At 36.7% G+C, this 19,067-nt stretch carries 18 protein-coding genes and 1 tRNA gene; 6 read left to right on the top strand and 13 right to left on the bottom strand.

The window, feature by feature from the left end; genetic code table 11:
• Nucleotides 1–5 precede the first annotated feature (5 nt).
• The 5 genes from R8806_RS18105 to R8806_RS18085 form a co-directional block, all read right to left on the bottom strand.
• Complete coding sequence (locus R8806_RS18105; RefSeq protein WP_124316421.1) at nt 6–3,593, bottom strand: TonB-dependent receptor; 3,588 nt, start codon at nt 3,591–3,593, stop codon at nt 6–8.
• 77 nt (nt 3,594–3,670) lie between these two features.
• Entirely contained in the window at nt 3,671–4,825 is a 1,155-nt protein-coding gene (locus tag R8806_RS18100) for a FecR family protein (RefSeq protein ID WP_124316422.1), read from the bottom strand.
• 76 nt (nt 4,826–4,901) lie between these two features.
• On the bottom strand, nt 4,902–5,453 hold the full coding sequence (locus R8806_RS18095) for an RNA polymerase sigma-70 factor (protein WP_124316423.1): 552 nt from the start codon (nt 5,451–5,453) through the stop codon (nt 4,902–4,904).
• Between the two features lie 589 nt (nt 5,454–6,042).
• Nucleotides 6,043–6,429 (bottom strand): pyridoxamine 5'-phosphate oxidase family protein, encoded by a 387-nt coding sequence (locus R8806_RS18090; RefSeq protein WP_124316424.1) that lies wholly within the window; start codon nt 6,427–6,429, stop codon nt 6,043–6,045.
• Between the two features lie 143 nt (nt 6,430–6,572).
• Nucleotides 6,573–6,797, bottom strand: coding sequence for a hypothetical protein (locus R8806_RS18085; RefSeq protein WP_087422657.1), 225 nt, complete (start codon nt 6,795–6,797; stop codon nt 6,573–6,575).
• 139 nt (nt 6,798–6,936) lie between these two features.
• Between R8806_RS18085 and R8806_RS18080 the strand changes: the two genes are divergently transcribed.
• Nucleotides 6,937–7,512 (top strand): DUF4251 domain-containing protein, encoded by a 576-nt coding sequence (locus R8806_RS18080; RefSeq protein ID WP_124316425.1) that lies wholly within the window; start codon nt 6,937–6,939, stop codon nt 7,510–7,512.
• A gap of 156 nt (nt 7,513–7,668) precedes the next feature.
• On the opposite strand, the gene R8806_RS18075 is transcribed toward R8806_RS18080, so the two are convergent.
• Together R8806_RS18075 and R8806_RS18070 are read right to left on the bottom strand one after the other, a co-directional pair.
• Entirely contained in the window at nt 7,669–8,355 is a 687-nt protein-coding gene (locus R8806_RS18075) for a hypothetical protein (protein ID WP_124316426.1), read from the bottom strand.
• 137 nt (nt 8,356–8,492) lie between these two features.
• Nucleotides 8,493–10,682, bottom strand: a complete 2,190-nt coding sequence (locus R8806_RS18070; RefSeq protein ID WP_124316427.1) for a M18 family aminopeptidase — start codon at nt 10,680–10,682, stop codon at nt 8,493–8,495.
• Between the two features lie 424 nt (nt 10,683–11,106).
• Here R8806_RS18070 and folB point away from each other — a divergent pair, with 424 nt between their 5' ends.
• Together folB and R8806_RS18060 are read left to right on the top strand one after the other, a co-directional pair.
• Entirely contained in the window at nt 11,107–11,460 is a 354-nt protein-coding gene (gene folB, locus R8806_RS18065; RefSeq protein ID WP_124316428.1) for a dihydroneopterin aldolase, read from the top strand.
• A 64-nt stretch (nt 11,461–11,524) separates the two neighbouring features.
• Nucleotides 11,525–11,595, top strand: a tRNA-Cys gene (locus tag R8806_RS18060).
• Nucleotides 11,596–12,157: 562 nt separating this feature from the next.
• Here R8806_RS18060 and R8806_RS18055 read toward each other — a convergent pair.
• On the bottom strand, nt 12,158–13,099 hold the full coding sequence (locus tag R8806_RS18055) for an ADP-ribosylglycohydrolase family protein (RefSeq protein WP_124318027.1): 942 nt from the start codon (nt 13,097–13,099) through the stop codon (nt 12,158–12,160).
• A gap of 525 nt (nt 13,100–13,624) precedes the next feature.
• Between R8806_RS18055 and R8806_RS18050 the strand changes: the two genes are divergently transcribed.
• The gene (locus tag R8806_RS18050; protein ID WP_124318028.1) at nt 13,625–14,608 is read left to right on the top strand and encodes a hypothetical protein; all 984 of its coding nucleotides are present in this window, start codon (nt 13,625–13,627) and stop codon (nt 14,606–14,608) included.
• On the opposite strand, the gene R8806_RS18045 is transcribed toward R8806_RS18050, so the two are convergent.
• Complete coding sequence (locus R8806_RS18045; protein ID WP_124318029.1) at nt 14,546–14,893, bottom strand: hypothetical protein; 348 nt, start codon at nt 14,891–14,893, stop codon at nt 14,546–14,548. The two genes, R8806_RS18050 and R8806_RS18045, sit on opposite strands and share 63 nt — an antisense overlap.
• A 43-nt stretch (nt 14,894–14,936) precedes the next feature.
• Here R8806_RS18045 and R8806_RS18040 point away from each other — a divergent pair, with 43 nt between their 5' ends.
• Entirely contained in the window at nt 14,937–16,052 is a 1,116-nt protein-coding gene (locus R8806_RS18040) for a hypothetical protein (RefSeq protein ID WP_124318030.1), read from the top strand.
• The gene (locus R8806_RS18035) at nt 16,042–16,419 is read left to right on the top strand and encodes a hypothetical protein (protein WP_124318031.1); all 378 of its coding nucleotides are present in this window, start codon (nt 16,042–16,044) and stop codon (nt 16,417–16,419) included. Before R8806_RS18040 ends, R8806_RS18035 begins: the two co-directional genes overlap by 11 nt.
• Nucleotides 16,420–16,538: 119 nt before the next feature.
• Here the strand turns inward: R8806_RS18035 and R8806_RS18030 are convergent, their stop codons facing one another.
• From R8806_RS18030 to R8806_RS18015, 4 genes are all read right to left on the bottom strand, one after another.
• Nucleotides 16,539–16,904 carry a hypothetical protein gene (locus R8806_RS18030; protein WP_151411532.1) on the bottom strand — a complete coding sequence of 122 codons (366 nt, stop codon included), beginning with the start codon at nt 16,902–16,904 and terminating at the stop codon, nt 16,539–16,541.
• Nucleotides 16,901–17,389, bottom strand: coding sequence for a Panacea domain-containing protein (locus R8806_RS18025; protein ID WP_164720129.1), 489 nt, complete (start codon nt 17,387–17,389; stop codon nt 16,901–16,903). Before R8806_RS18025 ends, R8806_RS18030 begins: the two co-directional genes overlap by 4 nt.
• Before the next feature lie 73 nt (nt 17,390–17,462).
• Nucleotides 17,463–17,645 carry a hypothetical protein gene (locus R8806_RS18020; protein WP_124318499.1) on the bottom strand — a complete coding sequence of 61 codons (183 nt, stop codon included), beginning with the start codon at nt 17,643–17,645 and terminating at the stop codon, nt 17,463–17,465.
• 1 nt (nt 17,646) lies between these two features.
• Entirely contained in the window at nt 17,647–18,927 is a 1,281-nt protein-coding gene (locus tag R8806_RS18015; protein WP_151411533.1) for a hypothetical protein, read from the bottom strand.
• Between the last annotated feature and the right edge of the window lie 140 nt (nt 18,928–19,067).

Raw genomic sequence — 19,067 nt, 5'->3', positions numbered from 1 at the left:
TAATTTTAGAATGAAACATTTAACCTCAACGAATATCCCCGCTGCGGAGGAACGGTACCCGATCCCATCGTCACTTGTTCTGGATCGCGTCCTTTCAAATCCTTACTCTTGATAACAAAAGGATTGCTCACGTCGAAACTTAGACTTGCTGCCGTAATATAAAATTTACGCAACCATTCCGGAGCAATGTCATAGCGAAGACTTAAAGAACGACAACGAAGGAAATCACCCGATACGACTCGTAAGTCACTCTTATTATACATATCCCACCTATTATTGGCGATCGGATATTTCCTATCATAAGGTCCAAATGTCATGGCATCATCCGAAAGAGCGGGAATGACAGTATCATCTCCCGGTTCACGCCAGCGATCAACAAACTCGCTGGACATATTTTGTTGTGGGAATGGCAATGCCTGACCCGATTCATAATAAAGATTGTTCAACCGAATCTTATTCCCCAAAGCAAAAGAAAAATTTGCATTCATTGTCAAACGTTTAAATCGCACGTTAGTAGAGAAACCTCCCGACAATGTCGGTTCACGCCGCCCCGCATACACGAATGCCGCATCAAAAGCTTCCTCTTGAGTCGTAATAATGGCCACTCCATCCTCATCCTTTTCCGATTCCCCGTAGAACGTGGGCAGCCCCTCATCATTCAACCCTTTGAAACGATAAGCATAAAAACTGTTTATAGATCGCCCGTTACGCACTAACGTTCCGTTCACGTAATCACTCCAAGTCACGGACAACTCTTCTCCCGCATTCTTCACTTTATTGTAGTTCTTTGCCGTATTAAATGAAATCCCCCAATTCCAATCTTTTCCACGAATAGGGTTCACGTTCACACTCAATTCCCATCCGCTATTATTCACATCACCGTCATTTATCGCCACATAATTGGCACCTGTCGATGGCGCCAACGTTTTTTGAATCACCTGGTCCTCTCCCACTTTCTTGTATATTTCCAATGTACCGGACAACCAAGATTGGAAGAAAGAAAAATCAATACCCAAATTATACGATTTGGTCTTTTCCCATTTCAAATCATTATTAGGCAACTTATACAACGTAGATTCATATTCTTTAGATATATTATCCATGGACCCCATCTGCACAATCAAATTGGGCGTTTGATCCGGGTGTACATTCCCCTGTATACCATAAGACATACGAATTGCAAACTCGTCCATCCATTCCACAGGCTTCATAAATACTTCTTTGTGCAAATTCCACTTGGCAGAAGCAGACCAAACCGGTAAAAAACGAACGCTTTTATCTTGCCCGAATTTGTTAGAACCATCCGTCCGAATATTGAAATTCGCAATATACCGATCGGCATAGGAATAAGTGAATGTACCATACCAAGATACGATATTCGTTAAATTATCCGTAATTACATCCGGTGTCATGCTCACCATCTCCGCATAGCCCTTCCAAGTTTCCAGATCAATGTTCACAAACTTTTTCCCTCGATCCGGAAGGTATCCCCATTGTGTCGATTTCAAAGCATCATATTTCGAGGAAGATATCTCACTTCCCACCATGGCTGCAAGTTGGTGATGTCCCCAAACCTTCTGATAAGCAAAACTATTACGTATCGTGTAACGCATATTCCGGGTATCCTCTTTTACTAATTCTCCTCCCATAGGAATTTTGCTCTTTGTTGCCAACTCGTCATCTACAACCGTGGGCAGAGGAGTTCCATAAGGGGTCCCCCGTTGCTGGGAAATATAGTAAGACTTCTCGCTCGCCCAATACGTCTGGTAATTGTTATTCGTTGTCAAACCAATAATAGAACTAAACTTCAGGCTAGGAAGAATATCCCAATCCAACGAAATATCAAATCTCAAAGCCTGATTCTTCACCGTTGAACCACTCTCTTTCAATTCGTTTAAAATATTGAAAGGAAGATTTTCTGTAATCCCGAATGCATTGTCATAATAGAATAACTCTCCCTCCTCGTCATACACGGGAATTGCCCTTGACGTCTGAGCAGCATATTGATAAACATCAATGGAGTTATGCGGTCGTTTCGTGTCTGTCAAAGCTCCACTCATATTCATTCCTATTTTTAAATTAGGAGTAAAACGGGTATTAACCTTAATCAATGCATTAAAGCGATCCAAATCCTCCTTTTTATTCACACCTTGATCATTAGCATACCCGACAGAAAAATAATAATCAGTATTATCTGATGCTCCAGATACTGCTATACTATGTTGGTGACTGACAGATGCCCGGAACAATAAATCATACCAATCCGTATTCATTTCTTTCAAATCTTTTACCTTCTGACGAAACTCATCATACGACAGCTCTTTATTCCACAAATCCATCAAAGCTCCCTCGTATCCCATACTTGTCGGTTGATACGTGTAAAACTGTAATCCTTTTTTATGCATTTCTTCTGATAATTCCACCCGCTCCGCTGAATTCATCAGACGCATCACTTCATATGAAGGAGGTGTCATTACCGAAATACTTCCGGCATAATTAATACGAGGTTTCCCCGTTCTTCCTTTCTTCGTGGTTACCACAATCACACCATTCGCCGCTTTCACACCATAAATAGCAGTAGCACTTGCATCTTTCAAAATATCAATCCGTTCTATATCATTCGGATTTAAACTGGAAATCGCATTTCCAATTAAATTCACCCGGTCCATACTATTTAATTCCTCCGTGGAAAGTTGTACCGGCTCATCCAGCACAATACCATCTACCACCCATACCGGCTCCCGATTTCCCGTGATAGAAGATGATCCCCTGATCCGGATTTTTGGAGCTGCACCCGGTGTTGAGGTTTGGTTTAAAACAGCCACCCCCGCCAAACGGCCTTGTAACATCTGGTCAACGGAAATAGCATTTCCACCAATTAAATCTTCACCCTTTATAGAGGCAACAGAACTGGATAATACCCGTTTATCAATCTTCTGGTAACCGGTCACCACCACCTCGTCCACTTGTTCTACCGATTCCTTCAAAACAACTTTCATAAATGAAGTATCCGCTTTTATCTCTTTTGTCTCCATCCCGATAAAAGAAAATACCAACATGATTCCCCCTTCAGCAGGGACCTCCAATTTAAAAGCGCCCTCTATATCTGTTACCGTACCCATTCCGGTTCCTTTAATCAAAATACTGACTCCCGGTAATTTAATGCCCTTTTCGTCTGTGACTAGTCCCCGGACCTCCTTTTTCTTTGCTTTCGTATCCGTTACTGTTTTCGGACGAGCCACAATCAACACATATCCTTCCGTCACCTCAAAGCCGTAAGGTAAATGTTCAAATATTCTTTCCAATGCAGTCTCCAGAGACACCTTATCCAGTTCGAGATTCACCCTCTGTCGAACATCGACCTCCCGGCTATTGTACATGAAATAAAAACCGGTTTGCGTTTTGATTTCACGAAACACCTCTTTCAGTGTTTGGTCCGAAAACTTAGCACTCACCATCTTTTGTGCCACACTCTCTGCCGAAAGATGCAAAGCAAATACAAGCATTAACAAGCAAGTTAATTTCATAATTCTCATGAACTTATTTGCACATTTTTCTCGTGCGAATTCATACCATTTACTCCTTTTTTTCATAATTTTGTTGTTTACATTTAAGTCAATTCCTATTTAGCCGATAGGATTTTTTGTAAAGGAGTGTTAGCCGCACTCCTTTACTTTTTATAAATCGTAATCACGTCATTTTTCACCTCAAAGCGTACTCCTGAAAGTTTTTCTATCATTTTCAAAACGACATCCAACGGGCGATGACGCTCTGCAGCTCCCGTAAAAGTAATTTCCCGTAACAACGGATCGTCATAAACAAATGTCATATCATACCAACGCCCCAATTGTTCTGTAATTTGCCCTAAGGACATTTCTTCAAACTCAAACACACCTAATGTCCAAGCGATATAAAAACTCACATCTACTTTCTTTACATCGATACCATCCGTCCCGGATACAGCCTGTTCTCCCGGAGTTAACATTAAAGAATCCCTACCCGTGGCAACTCGCACTCTTCCATCCACCAAAGTAGTCACCACATTTCCCTGTCCCTTATAAGCCATAACATTAAATTTCGTCCCTAATACCGTAATCTTGGAATCCTCACATTCTACCCGAAAAGGGTGTTTTTCATCTCTCGCAACCTCGAAATAAGCCTCGCCTTTCAAATACACATTTCTAGCATTTTCTAGCGAGGAAACAGGATAAGTCAATTCCGACTCAGAATTCAACCAAACCTTCGTCCCATCCGATAAACACAAATAGTATTCCCCTCCCCGGGGCACCCGTATTGTATTAAACACTGTTTCATTTTTCCCCTCTCCTGCCAAATAACGAATCCCACCTTCCTCATCTTGCATTATAACCACCCCGTTAATCTCTGCCAATGATAATACCGAATCGTTAGATAGAGGCACAATGCGTCCGTCCGATAATTGTAACATAGCTTTGGCAGAACCGGAAGGAATATCACGTAAAGAATTTTCGGTTGTAACCGATCCATTTTTTATATACAAGAATAATGAAAACGACACAAATAATAAAAGAGAGGCCGCATACAAAGAATACTGTACAAAACGATTCTTTTTGCTTATACTAGCACGCTTTATTTTTCGAGCCAACTGATTCCAAGCCCGTTGTTCATCCACGGTATCATAAAATGCAATCTGTCTAGCTTTTCTATACCTTTTCAAATAATCGCAAAAAATCCCCCGATTTTGTTCATTCACTTTCAGCCAAATTTCCAACTTCGAAGCTTCTGAAGTTGTCAATTCATCTTTACTATACAAAATAACTAATTCGATAATTCTCTTTTCATCCATGAATACTTACTTTATAACCTAAAGCCTAAAGCAATAAAAATGGGTGAACGAAAAAGCAAAAAAATAACATCTTTTTTTATCGTACCACAACTAAAACAATGATACCTAAAGAACTACGCAATTGTTTCATTGCCCGAGCAAGGTGCGTTTTCACGGTATTTACAGAAAGATCAAGTTGCACCGCAGCCTCTTTATACCTCATATCCTTCAAGACAACTGCTTCAAACACTTTTCGACATTGCTCCGGCAATTTCTCTATTTCCGCATACAACCTCTCTCGTTCTTCCTCCATCCCGTTGGAAGTATATTTATCTTCAAGGAAATCCTCGTAATTTTCAATTTCATCAAAATGATACTTCCTTTTACTTTTCAATATCTTTATACAATTATGCTGTACGGAAGAAAACAAATAAGCACGCAAAGCCCCTTGAAACACTGTATTTCCTCGTCGTTCCCAAAATTTCACGAAGAGATCTTGTATCACATCTTCAGCTTCTTCATAAGAATCTAAAAAATTCAAGGCAAATACACACAAAGGCTTATAATATAAGTCGAATAATCCTTGCAATCCGGATTCATCACCCCGATTGATCTTCTCCAGTATTTCCTTTTCATCAGGAATAATCATGCATAAATATAATCTAAACAACCGATAGGAAACAAATATAGAAAAATAGTTTTACCAGACAAAAAGAATAGCAAGATTTTCCCCCGGTAAAACGGCTCACATGAAAAAATAGTTAACTGTTTTTTCTCATTCGTTAAGCAAAATGGTTTTCCTTCAAGTCAAAAGATTTTCTTTTCTCTATTATTTCATAAAAAGAGTTCGAGTAGCTGTTTCTTTTTCATAGGCTTTGTCAAAAAGGCATTACACCCGACTCCCATAGCGTTCACCCTATCTGAATCGAAAGCATTGGTCGTAAACACGATAATCCCAATTTCCGTTACGACCCGCATCAACAGCCTCCACACCATTCTTTGTCCGTGTAAAATCATAATCCTTAAGCACATGAAGGAACAATACATAATTACTATCATTGCCTTCAGCCACCAAGATCTTTTTTCCTAGTTTTTAATTCACCGGACCTAGCACACGGAGGCATAGAAGGCAAGTCCGGAGATGACAGAACTCCGCACGCAGATATCTCGCAACGGATGTTGACCGCATGATGTTACAATTTCCTACCATGAAATAAAAACTATTCATAATTTCACGTTTATAGCATCTGCGTCGCTTTATCCACGGTAACTTCAAATACCCTAGTAAGGAATGGGAATTTCTTTTTCATATATTCATATTCATCACCAGAACTGATATATCGAGCCGTTCCCGTGACAATAAAACCCGTTCCTTGATAATCCTTATAGCCTAAAACTTCTCTACTACCTAATGCCAGTTTTATTTTGTTGTTCACATTAACATTCTTTTCAGTCTTCCTAAAACCGTAGGCCGGGATGAGAAGGCGTCCGTCGTCTGTAACCACGATATAAGAATTCCATGTATTAACAATATGAGGTTCAACACCCCATGACATAACAGTTACAACACCTTCATGTTTTAATACATCGAAGAATTTTTCGGGTAATCTTTTGTTTTCGTTCATATTCTTTTCAACTTAATTATTTTGTCTGGATATATTTACTTATTCTAATATGTACGTATCAAAAGGCTTTTTGTTACTTTGCCCATGTAAAATTTAACTTCGTTGTTCAAGATGGGATTCCTCCTATTCTCCCCAAGTCAACATCAATCCGGTATCTTCACTTTCTTTGGTTCTTCGTGCTGAAACCGCTCAAATTCCCGCAATACTAATACCATATCATTAACGAATTCATCACTACATCCCTTTTCAATCGCAGTCTGCAAGTACGTCTTTAATGTCGCTATCGCACACACGTCTTTTCCCGTCAAAACAAATGCCGGAACATCCTCCGTTAAGCATTTATGCAGAACTTGATGTTGATCTTTCATTTTATTTCAATTTATTATTTACTATATGCGAAGATACGACATCTTTAAGTTGTTATCGCCATCCGACACCATAAAAACAGTATTTTATAAAACATCATTATTCTTTTCCCCGTAAAAAAGTAATAAAACATAAAGCATCATGAAACATATAACTACACTCATCGCATTAGCCCTAGTGCTAGGCTCTCTAGCCCCTCTTGCCGCTCAAACTAAAATGACGGCAAAGGAAAAACGTACACAAACCAGACAAGAGCGTAAAATCGCTCAACAGAAAGTAAAAGAACAATTGTACCAAGACGCCGTTCGTGCTTTAGAAAACAACACGTTCGTACTGGAGGCCAATCGACTGATCTTTAAACGAGGTCGATCAGCAAACGTCAGTTCCATCAAGAATTTCATTTCCATGGAAAACAAAAAAGCCACCGTACAAGTGAGTTTTGATACCCCTCGCCCACTTCAAAACGGATTGGGAGGTTTTACCGTTGAAGGCAACGTTTCAGACATCCGGATGAAAAAGGATAAAAAAGGAAGTATCATTTATAGCTTTCTCGTCCAAGGTGTCAGCATTTCCGCACAAGTGAGCCTCACCCTTCACCGGGGTTCAAATAATGTTTCGGCAAATATCTCGCCTTCATTCCATTCCAACACGCTCACCATGATCGGAGAACTATTAACGCAAGAAAAAGCCCGTGTCTTTGAAGGATTTAAACGCTAACTCTTTGGAGGGAATTAAGGAGTAGAAAAGTCATAATACCTGTAAATGAATTTACGACACGGGGCCAATAGTGGAGTACCTTTCAAAAGTCAGGTGAAAACTTTTAAAAGGTACTTTAACTATCCGCAAAGACTTTTTCACATTGGAAGTATCCAATCACTTTACTTGTTTTACAAAAGGCATACTACCCCATTCTTCATATCTCTGTGCCAAATTTCCTCTTAACATCACGGCATATAGCAAATATACCTCCAATTTTCCTTTAGGGGTAAAAGAAAATGTATTTGAAGCTGGAATTGCTTTTAAATGTTCGAACTCCACGCCAGTACATTTTAATTCTTCAAACAACATTTTGCAGATTTCGACTTTTCCCCCGGCATTGGCAAACCTAATTTTAAAATCATCCTTTAAAATGGTTCCATAGCGCAAGAACACCCCGGCCAGATAAGAATATCTTTGTTTATCTGTCTTAAAAACATCTTTATTCAATTTTGCACCAGTAAACGAATCTTTTTCAGCCTTTTCCCCTTCAATCCCAAAATATTCATTCACCTTATATGCCAATTCCTTGGAATACAAATTCATGTGCCCAGACGGCTCCACATTACATTTTAAATCCGGATACTCAGTCTTGAAAAGAGAATCAAGTACCCTCACCACAAACCCCTCGTGAGGATAATACGCATCCACGAAAACATCTTTCGGCTCCCGTATTCGACGCCCCAGATATTCATCAAGCGTACCCAACAAGAAAAAATCTTTATCTAAGTCAATTTTACTAATTTGTGTCGAATCAGAAAACATCCCCGAGACAAATAACATAACAAACAAAAATAGTTTCATAACTTCAAAATTAATAGTGAATAATTTATCTATAGATGCACTCGTCATCTAATTTCCATAAATATTCCTATCCTTTTAGGGTACTAAAAAAGCCGGACTGAATACCAGTCCGACTTTTCTTTCAAATAACAACAATTTTAAATATTATAAAACGTGGTGAAAGCTTTTATCACGTAAGCATGATCCAATACCCCGCCCGTTTCCCGAACGGAATGCATTGCCCACATGGGATTACCGATATCCACTCCACGCATTTCCATTTGCGATAATAATATATTTCCCAAGGTTGAACCTCCGGCCATGTCTGAATGGTTTACAAATTCCTGACAAGGTACCCCCGCCATCTTGCAGATCGTTTTAAACACGGCGGCAGAATCCCCGTCCGTGATGTATTTCTGATTCGCATTGATCTTGATCACGGGCCCACCGTTTATTACCGGATGATTTGTGGGATCATGTTTCTCCACGTAGTTCGGGTGAAGAGCATGGGCCATATCCGCGGAAATCATGAACGAATTATGAATTGCTCGATACAAATCTTCCGGTTTACCTCCCAATCCGAAAACGATACGTTCAATAATTGTTCTCAAAATTGGAGAACCGGCACCCTGTTTCGTTCCACTTCCCACTTCTTCATTATCAAAAATAGCAAGAATTTTTGTCTTACGACATTTCTCGGAAGCCACGAAAGCTTTTAACCCGGCATGAGCCATGGCTAAATCATCCAGTTTGCCACTTGAAATGAACTCCTCGTTCGCCCCGAACAAACAGCCTTTCTCGTATTCATATAGAGTCAGGTCAAAATCAAGTATGTCTTCCTGACTTACTCCCATCTCTTCCGCGATAAGTTTAACCAAATAATTATCTTTTTCGAAAGTCTCATTAATCATGGCAATCACGGGAAGCATATCTTTCTGTTTGCTCAACGGGTTTCCCTGATCGTTCACGGCGCGGTTAAAATGGATGGCAATATGAGGAATAACCATCAACGGTCGCTTGAAATTCACGAACTGGGTAGCGGGCTTCAACGGGTTCAAACTACGCAACATAACCCGTCCGGCCATGGACAATGGTCTATCGAACCACGTGTACATAATGGGTCCTCCATACACTTCCGTGTTCAACTTCAAATACTTTCCTGCAACAGGCATCGCAGCATTCGGTTTGATTTTAAACGTCGGAGAATCACTATGGGCACAAATAATCTTGAACCCTTCTTCAGCAATCTCTCCGCTACCAATCTCGAAAGCAAAAAGTGAAGAGTGATTTTTCGTCACGAAATATTTACCTCCTTTTTCTATTTGCCATGCTTCACCGGAGAAAAGTTGCTTATAACCATTACCAAGTAATTCTTTTTTGGCATTTGCCACGGCATGAAAGTTTGTCGGACTCTCATGTATAAACTCTACTAATTCTTTCGCGTATTGTTTTTCCATTATATCTTGTTTTTTTATTTCATTTCTTCGAGCCCCAAGGTAATCATTTTTTACTACACTTTTTGCCTTGAAATCTAAAAAAGTCTTGTTTCCTTCTTTAATTTCGTCGTAAACACGTTTACCAAACATAACAAAGGGAGGGCTTATCATATTCTCTTTATTATACCGAACCTCCCCTCCAGTCTCCGCATTCACCACATAACCACCAGTTGCTTCGACAAGCACTTGTCCTGCCGCTACATCCCATTCCGAGCATTTCCCGAATTTGGGACATATATCCACCTCTCCTTTAGCAAGGAGGCAATGTTTTGACGATGCCCCCAACGGGACAAGTTCAACCTCATGGCCCAGAGATTTCAAATAATCAACATACCGTAGTTCCCATTCCGTTACATGAAAACGACTGACGGCCACTCTCAACTTTGATTGTTTTCCCCCGATTCCCGACAAAGCTTCTTCCTTTCCCTTTTTCACCATTCCCTTCTCCCCGCTCGCAAAAGCCCATAAAATCTCACCATCACACACGCTATTAATCATCCCGAATATGGGTTTTCCCTTTTCGACAAGAGCAATATTAATACAAAAACGCCCATTCCGATATATAAATTCCTTTGTACCATCCAGTGGATCAATAATCCAAGCGTACGCCCATTTCTCTCTTTCTTCATAAGCCGGTAATGATGCCTCTTCGCTAATCACCGGAATCTCCGGGTATAACTTTTTCAAGGCACTTGTGATATACTCACTCGAGATTTTATCCGCTTCTGTCACGGGTGTATTATCTCTCTTTAGCTCTACATTAAAGTTTCTCTTATTATACACCTCTTTTATCAACTCTCCCGCTCGTTCAATAATACACTGAATATCTGTTACTTTTATCCAACTTACCATATTAATTAATTCATCTTAAACGATTTGTTAAACTTACAAATAAAATTCATTTTATAGGCCATGCACTAACAAGAAATTAACAAAAATACATCTGCATTCACACGACAAAAATACCATCATCACTATGAATTAATTAGTTACAATGAAATACTGCTATAATCATTCAAAATATAGCTTTAAAGGCACAAGAAGATTAACTAACATTAACCCAATCAATAGCTTTTATTAACAATAAAAATTGGTCTAGATACAACAGACGCTTTATCTTTGCACCGTCTTTAAGAGATTGAAGATTTTTCATAAGTTTGTATGGTTTAGGTTAGTAGTTAGTAATGTAATCTTAAGAGTCGACATTCCCCGTCGGCTCTTTTGTATTTAAAGACGAAAGATACTATTATTTTTACAGAAACAAAAGTTAACAATTATGAATGGAATCATCGAAATTGAAGGAATGGAATTTTTCGCCTTCCACGGATGTTATGAAACAGAACGTGTCGTGGGAAATAAATTCATGGTTTACGCCCGTATCGAAACAGATTGCGACAAAGCAGCCCAAACAGATAACATCGCAGATGCTTTAAGTTATCTCACCGCATACGAGATTATCGCCAAAGAAATGATGATTACCTCACACTTGTTGGAACACGTGGCAAAAAGAATGATCGACGCACTATATAATGCCTTCCCGCAAATTTCTCATGTAACTATCAAGGTTTCAAAACTAAACCCGCCACTAGGAGGGAAGATCGCAGCCACGAGTGTTACTTTGTCAAAATAAATTACAGCAAGATATTGCAAAATTCAAAATATCGCATTATCTTTGCCACGCAAAATCGCAACAGGGTCGGTTGGCCGAGCGGTTAGGCAGCGGTCTGCAAAACCGTGTACAGCAGTTCAAATCTGCTACCGACCTCAGGGAATCAGCCACTTACAAAGTGGCTGATTTTTATTTATAGGGGTGTTTTTAGGCGTTTTTACCCCTCTCACCGCTACCAAAACCGCTACCATTTTCAGGTATCTGTCATTAATCAATAATTCATTAAACTCTCTTTATCAAAGCATTACTCTTAATGCTTACCATTTTCCAAATCCCTAATACTTATTTGGGTATAAAATTTACAACAATCATACTCTTATCAACATTAACGTAACAATATCAATTAACTTTAAACACGAATTTAAATATAAACAACATATAGCTTATACACAAGTAACTTACCACTGAATTAGGGTGGTATTGATATGATTTTTATATACATACTTTCTGTTATTAATTGGTTACACATTAAATTTTAATTTTATCTATCTCTCTACTTTCAATATACTAGTTGGTGACTTTTCCTTAGAACTGGTATATAAAGCTTAATACCTTACAATTTCTCACCTATTGGAATTTTGCATTCTAAACTCACTTGAAATAAAAAAAGGGTTTACCTCTGATGAAGCAAACCCTCTATAATAGCATAATTGAATTGTTATCCTTTTACTGAATCTAATCTATTAGCTAATTCTATAATATCATCTTTTCTTGCTAATACATCAAGCCACTCATTAGGAATAGAATCACTACCGTATATGATACCTGCCAACGCTCCTGTAATAGCTCCAACCGTATCAGTATCATCGCCCAAATTTACAGCTTTTAATACCGCATCTTTGAAACTGGAAGTATTAAAGATACACCATAAACTAGCTTCCAGTGTATCAATTACATATCCAGTAGAACGTATGTCCTTTAATTCAATTGCCTTAAATTCGTTATAAGACAGTTCTATCAACCTTTTAAAAGGAACATTTTCTTCAATAAACATTTCCCTTTTTAAAAGTTGTAATAGTATTTGTTGCATTGTCTGGTAAGCCTTCTCGCACGATTTTTGATTAATGTATTCTATCGCAAACTCGCATAATGCAATACAAGCCAGAATACTTCTTGGATGTCTATGTGTCAATGATGATACTTCACCTATGATCTTGTACCTCTCTTCTGGCTCCACGTTTAGGATATAAGGCACCAATGGTAATATTCTCATAAGTGATCCGTTACCGTTATCTCTTTCTCTATCCATTCCTGCCAGTTCTGGTTTACATCCACTTTGCAAATAGGATATTGCTCTTGCCGTGGTAACACCAACATCAAACACTTTTCCGTGAGGTGTCCAGTAACCTTCATAATACCATTTTACAAAGTTGTTTCCCACATCACTTAGATCATATCCATTACACAGTGATTCCGCCAAACAAAGGGCTAAAGAAGTATCGTCAGACCATGTACCTTTAGGTTGATTATGCGTACCGTACTCTCTCATTCCAACAACAGGATTCTTCCCTAACTCTTGTCTATGTTCAAATTCAACAGGAACACCTAAAGCATCGCCTATTGCTGTTCCTAATAATATATCTTTATTCAAGTTTACCATACCTGTTTATATAGTCTATTTAATGTTCTAAATATACATAAATCTCCTTACCAATAGAAACTTTTAATACAATATATTATTCTAAACTTCATAATCCATAAGTGGTGAGTTTTCTTCAGAATAGGTATATAATAGCTAAAATGGAGAGAATTACTCACTACTTGAATTGCATTGCGCATTATCTAACTAAACAGTTTCTATCAATATAACAAATGGAGAAGGAACCACAAGATTATTCAGATGGATTGCAATAGGACCTGCATAAAGATACTTAATTATAGATTACATACAAGAAGTAAATGAAATGTACTAACTTCTTTATAAAGATACTCACTGCACATAGTGGGTTAAGTAGTAAGAGATTATGTGGATTTGCTGGTTGGGTAGTATGTCTATTTATATGTATATGGTGTACTATACTTGTTATACCTGCACCAGAGATAGTAGACTTACTATTTATATGTAGTACATCTTTATTAGGAATAGATTCAGTAACTGGTATATGGAAAAAGAATATAAACAAGAATGAAGATAATACCGAAACAAGTAAAGAGGGATAATACCAGAATGAGTAATGTCCCTCTTCCTATATTAAAGAAAAAACTGCCAACTCAAAATATAGATAATCAAACTTTTCTTTCTCCTATGCCTAGTAGAAGTGCTGCGTTGGAAGAACAAGCTAAAGTAAATGCAATAAAAAATGAGGCATATAATAACTTAGAGAAAACTAAATATGCTAATTTTTGGACAGCTCCTTATGCAAACTTCAATGGAAAGACAGCATATGATCTTGGCACTAACTTGGTAAAAGAGAGTATATATACAGGTACAGGAGAGGCAATGGGAGCATTGTTAGGTAGTGCAATTAATAAAGGAATAAGTAAGATTGCAACTAAAAAGAGATTTGGAAGTAAACCTATTACAGAAGCTGAAAGAGCAGGAATACCTAAAGGAGAAAGAAAATCTCCTAGTCCATATAAGCAAATAGGTACTGCAACAGAACCTAAATCTAGAAAGGAAACTCTAACTGTAGATAGTCCCATATTTGGAAATTTTGTAGATAATGGCTCTCAGCAAACAGTATTCCAGAATACATTAGATCCTTCTAAAGTGTTAAAAGTTTATACAGAGAGAAAGTTTACATCAGCACCAGAGATTAAAGAATTTCACAAACAATGGATGAAACGTAATAGATTACCTTTACAAGAAAGGATCAACTTTGAGGGATATTTACAAGGAGATAATAGAATATATCCTGTTTACTCTCAAAATAAAATAACTCCAATAGGTGACACTCCAATGGTAACATGGGAAAAACAATTTCTTCCACAGATCAACTCTCTAATGCATAATCTTGGATATAAAGGTAAAGGTACTTATACCAATGGTAAATTGACAGTTGGAGATATTGATCCGTGGAATGTTGGTTATAACCAAAGTGGAGAATTAAGATTCTTTGATGCAGATGTTTACAAAGTCGGAGGAAGGATCATATTTAGAAATAAATAATAAGTCCTCTTCTAATATTTGAAATGTAATAGGATTTTCTGGATTTTTTATATATTCCTTTAAACAATCCAATGATATAAAAGTTAGATATAGATTTCTATGTTCGCCATAAGCATCAACAACAAGGGCTGCTACTATATTGGAAGTTTTTTTATGACAACAATAGCACATCCAGCGTACTTTAGAAACCTCTATTTCTTTTTGTTTGCAATAATATTCAAACAATTCTTTGGCATCATTAGGTAAACAAACTGGAACTTTAGTTAGTAATCGTACCCATCTCATAACACATAAGATTTAAAGTTTATAATTACAAATATAGAAGTAAATGAAGTTAATTCCAAAGTTACAAAATGGAAATACCTTCCAAAGAGATAACACCAGAGTATCTACACCTCCTAAACCTCTACTTAAAAAGAAAGAAGTAAGAGAAATTCCTCAAAGAGCTACTATATCATCTAAACCACAACAAAGTGAATACTTTGATAAGCAAGCTAGGATAAATGCCATTAAAAGAGAAGCATATGAGAACATGGAAAAAGGTAAGTATAATAACTTTTGGACACAACCGTATACTAATTTTAGTGGTAAAGATGCTTATGCATTAGCAAGTAACTTAATAAAGGAAAGTGCTTATGCTGGTGCAGGAGAAGCTTTAGGAACGTTACTTGCTGGATTAAAGTTATTTAAAAGAACTCCTAAGAAGTATAACATTGCAGAATCTGTTAAGTTAGATCCTAATACTACAGTAGGTGCTCAGAATATTGCTTTAATGGAAGCACAGAATAGTTATACTAGTACTATGTTTCCAGGTGGTAGAATGCATCCAGATATGGTAAATAGAGCTAAAGCGTTAGGATGGAATAATCCTAAAATGCCAAGAGAAGGTAAAACAGGATTAGTCAACAAGAACAACTTTAATGATTTCTTTGGAGGAAGATTTAGTAATTCTAAGAAAAGAGATATGTTTAAGAGAAAGGTAGTTGGAACTACTGATTCTAAAGGTAATGTAATGATCTCTAGAACAGATCCAACTAGTGGAATAACATTATCTCCACAAGATGTTAAAGATACTGCTTGGCATGAATTTTTACATAGAATTCAATTTAAGAATAAATGGACTTTAGATAAGAAAGTAAAAGGAGGATATTATAAAGCAGATACTAATAATAAAGTAGCTGAAATGTTAGAACCTTATCTTGGAGATGGTTGGGCAGGTTCTGCAGATGAAGTTTGGGCAGATACACATACCTTTAGAATGAAGAAAGGTATAGGAGCTAGAGACCTAACAGATTCAGAAGCTACTGAAGCTATGATGGAATTAATGCCACATTGGAATCCTACTAAGTTTACTCCTAAAGCATTTATAGATATACCTAAAGCTATAAAGGCACTTCCAAGTGTCTTAGGAGCAACATTAATGATTCCAAGAAATGAAAATTAAATATTCATCAATTATTCCGTTCAAAGGTTTCTTATGTATTAATTTATACGGAACTTTGTACGTGAGAAAAGAAGCTAAAGAGAGATGGGAATCTGATCGGTTCCAAAGAGAAGAAACTATCAATCATGAACTTATACATGAAGCTCAGGCAAGAGACTTTTGTAAAGTACTCTGGATAGGATATACAATTTTCTACCTTGTATATTTTATCTTATGGCTAGTAGAATTATTACGTCCACCCTATAATTCTGCATATAAAGACATTTGCTTTGAGCGAGAAGCCAACCAAATGAATTTAGATTATCTTGCAACTAGAACCAAGTTTGCCTGCTTTACAGAGCAATATTGGAAAAACAAAAAGGACTGATCCGTTTCTGGGTCAGTCCTTTTTTGTTATTATCCCCGCAGATAATTACACTAACTTCTAGCCATTGCAGAGAGTTTTAAAAAGAAACTCCCTCTTGAAAGTAAGAAGGAGTATATTTGTTATTTCTGAGGGAATAGATATTTAGCTACGATCACAAAGAGACCAATAACATTTATTGTTGTAGTTGTTATAAGTGCAATTATAACCTCTTTATCTAGAGAAAAATTGTTGTATTTATTACCCAATGCAACAATAATCAGTATGACAATAGTTAAATAGACGCATTCCAAATAAAATATCTTATCAACATATTTTTTACGCTGCTCTCGATCCTGTTTTTTACTCGATAACTCTTCCTCTTTAAGCCTTATTTCTAACCGTTTTAAGTTGAGCTTCTCTGCTTTTATTTGACGTTCAATATCATCCTCATTAATTGTCTCTTCATCTGTACGGTCATTAGCTAAATCATCTAGTTCTTCATTCATTGTTCGTTAGCTTTTCTTGCACGAAGGTTTTCTACTATTTTAAGATAATAAGTCTTGGTATACAAGTCTGGAATTGTAGCATTAGCTCCTTTTCTATAACATAAAGACCACGGAGTTCCTTCTCTATGCAATAAATCAACTAGTTGTTGATCAGTATAGCCTGTATATCTTTTCCATACCATATCTGCTACAGCCTTAACAGAATTATCTGTCAACTCTGGTGTTTCATCTCCAATAGAGGCTTTTCCAGTAATATCTCCTTTATAATATTTAAATTGCTCTTGTACAGTAGTTATAACAGGTCCTTTATCCCATGCTTCTACTCTATCTACTGTTGGATCAAGTATTGATTTATCATATAAAGCTAAGTAAAAGCCATATGTAATATATACACGCTTCATTAATCCCCATTGCCTTAATGGTTTATTATCTCTTTTTGCTAAATCAACAAAGTAATTTGCAAGTGCTATTGCTTCTGATTTCATAACCATTCTAATTAACTTTAACAAAGTTACTAATAATCTATTTAATAGACAATATCTAACTAAATAGTTTCTATTATATCCATGTAATATTGTCTTCTCCCCACACTTCTTTACTTTCAGCTTTCTCTTCTTCTGTTAATTCCTTATTGATTATTATAAAATTAGGATTATCCTCTGGCTTCAATTTAGGTAATGGAGGTAATTTTGCTCTTTCTTCTTCTGTTAGAGGTTTTTCATTTCTTGGTATCTTGGACATATTATTTTTTGTTTAAATTATTAATTCCCACTCCTACACCACCAACTGCTGGTAATATTTTTAGTGCATTCTTCACTGCATCTAATTTATTAGTTAAAGCATCTTCACTAAAGTGTCTTGTTATAAGTGGATCTTGTAACATCATATCAATTTGTTCTGGAGTTAAATCTTTAAATCCTATATTCTTAACACCTCTCCAACCCCATACATCAGCTGCAAGTTCTTCTCCTGATCTAGTCCAATCTTTAGATTTGCTAAGCAAACCTCTTAAATGTTGACCTATAGGATGCTTTGGATTAAGCGCAGGATATCCTCCTTTAAAAGGAATTACATCTGGACTTATTCTTAATAACTGGTATAATTTATGTGCTGATTCATGGAATGAATTAAATCTAATAAGTTCACTACTATAATTAGGTTTCGTAAATCTGTTACTTAGTAATACTATATTTCCATTACTCAATAATCCTCCTACATCTGGTTCTGAATTAATCTTTTGTAACATATTATTAATTTCATCTATGTTAGTAATTGGTTTATTAGAGTAATTAGCCAATATATTTGCATTATCTTTACCATATCCAACTAACAATTCTAATTTATTATTTACCTGGTTGTCTATAGTAGTTTGAGAATGCTCTCTAGGTTTCAAACCTAATCTATCAATCCTAGCTTGAATATCTGGGTTAATTTTTACTCTAGATTTCTGTGCAGTTGGATCTACACGTGTTACTTTATCTCCTAAATATACTTGATCATATACATCATCCATTGCCTTAGTAAAAGCTGCTGTATTTTCAGCTGTAGTACTTGATCCAGTTATATCTATTTTGGAATAATTACCAAACCTCTTTTTAGGTATTACTTTACTAACACCTTTTCCAATTTTACCAACATAAGGTAATAATTCTAATCCAGCTTGTATACCTGCACCTTTCCAATCATTATTATATGCAGCAATTCCAGCATCAGCGGTTCCTAATACGAATCCAGCTTCTGGACGAGCTACTGATAATCCTAATTTAGCCCAATCTAAATAAGTATTACCCATATTATAAAAGAAATCTACTGCATTCTGTATTTTCTTATCTCTATTATATGTATCTTGTAACTCTTTGCTAGGTGCTTGTGATAAATATGTTCTATTATTAGGTAATGGCTCTTCTACTTTCAACTTAGGTGTAAGTTTAGATGCCATTCTAGTATTATCTCTTTGTACGATGTTCCCACCTTGGAACCTCTTTACTTTCCTATATTTACTATTTTTGTCAATTAATTGCATATTATCTATATTTGCAATTATGTATTACTTAAATCTTATATGTTTATGGATTTCCTAATTAAAGTTCACCACGCAGAGGATACTACAACGTCAGACAATATGCTTGATTTTTGGAAGAAGCATTCAAATAAATCTCTTCC

Origin of the sequence: Butyricimonas faecihominis (genome assembly GCF_033096445.1) — a bacterium.
GTDB classification, from domain to species: Bacteria; Bacteroidota; Bacteroidia; order Bacteroidales; family Marinifilaceae; genus Butyricimonas; species Butyricimonas faecihominis.
This window is presented reverse-complemented; position numbering and strand designations above follow the sequence as displayed.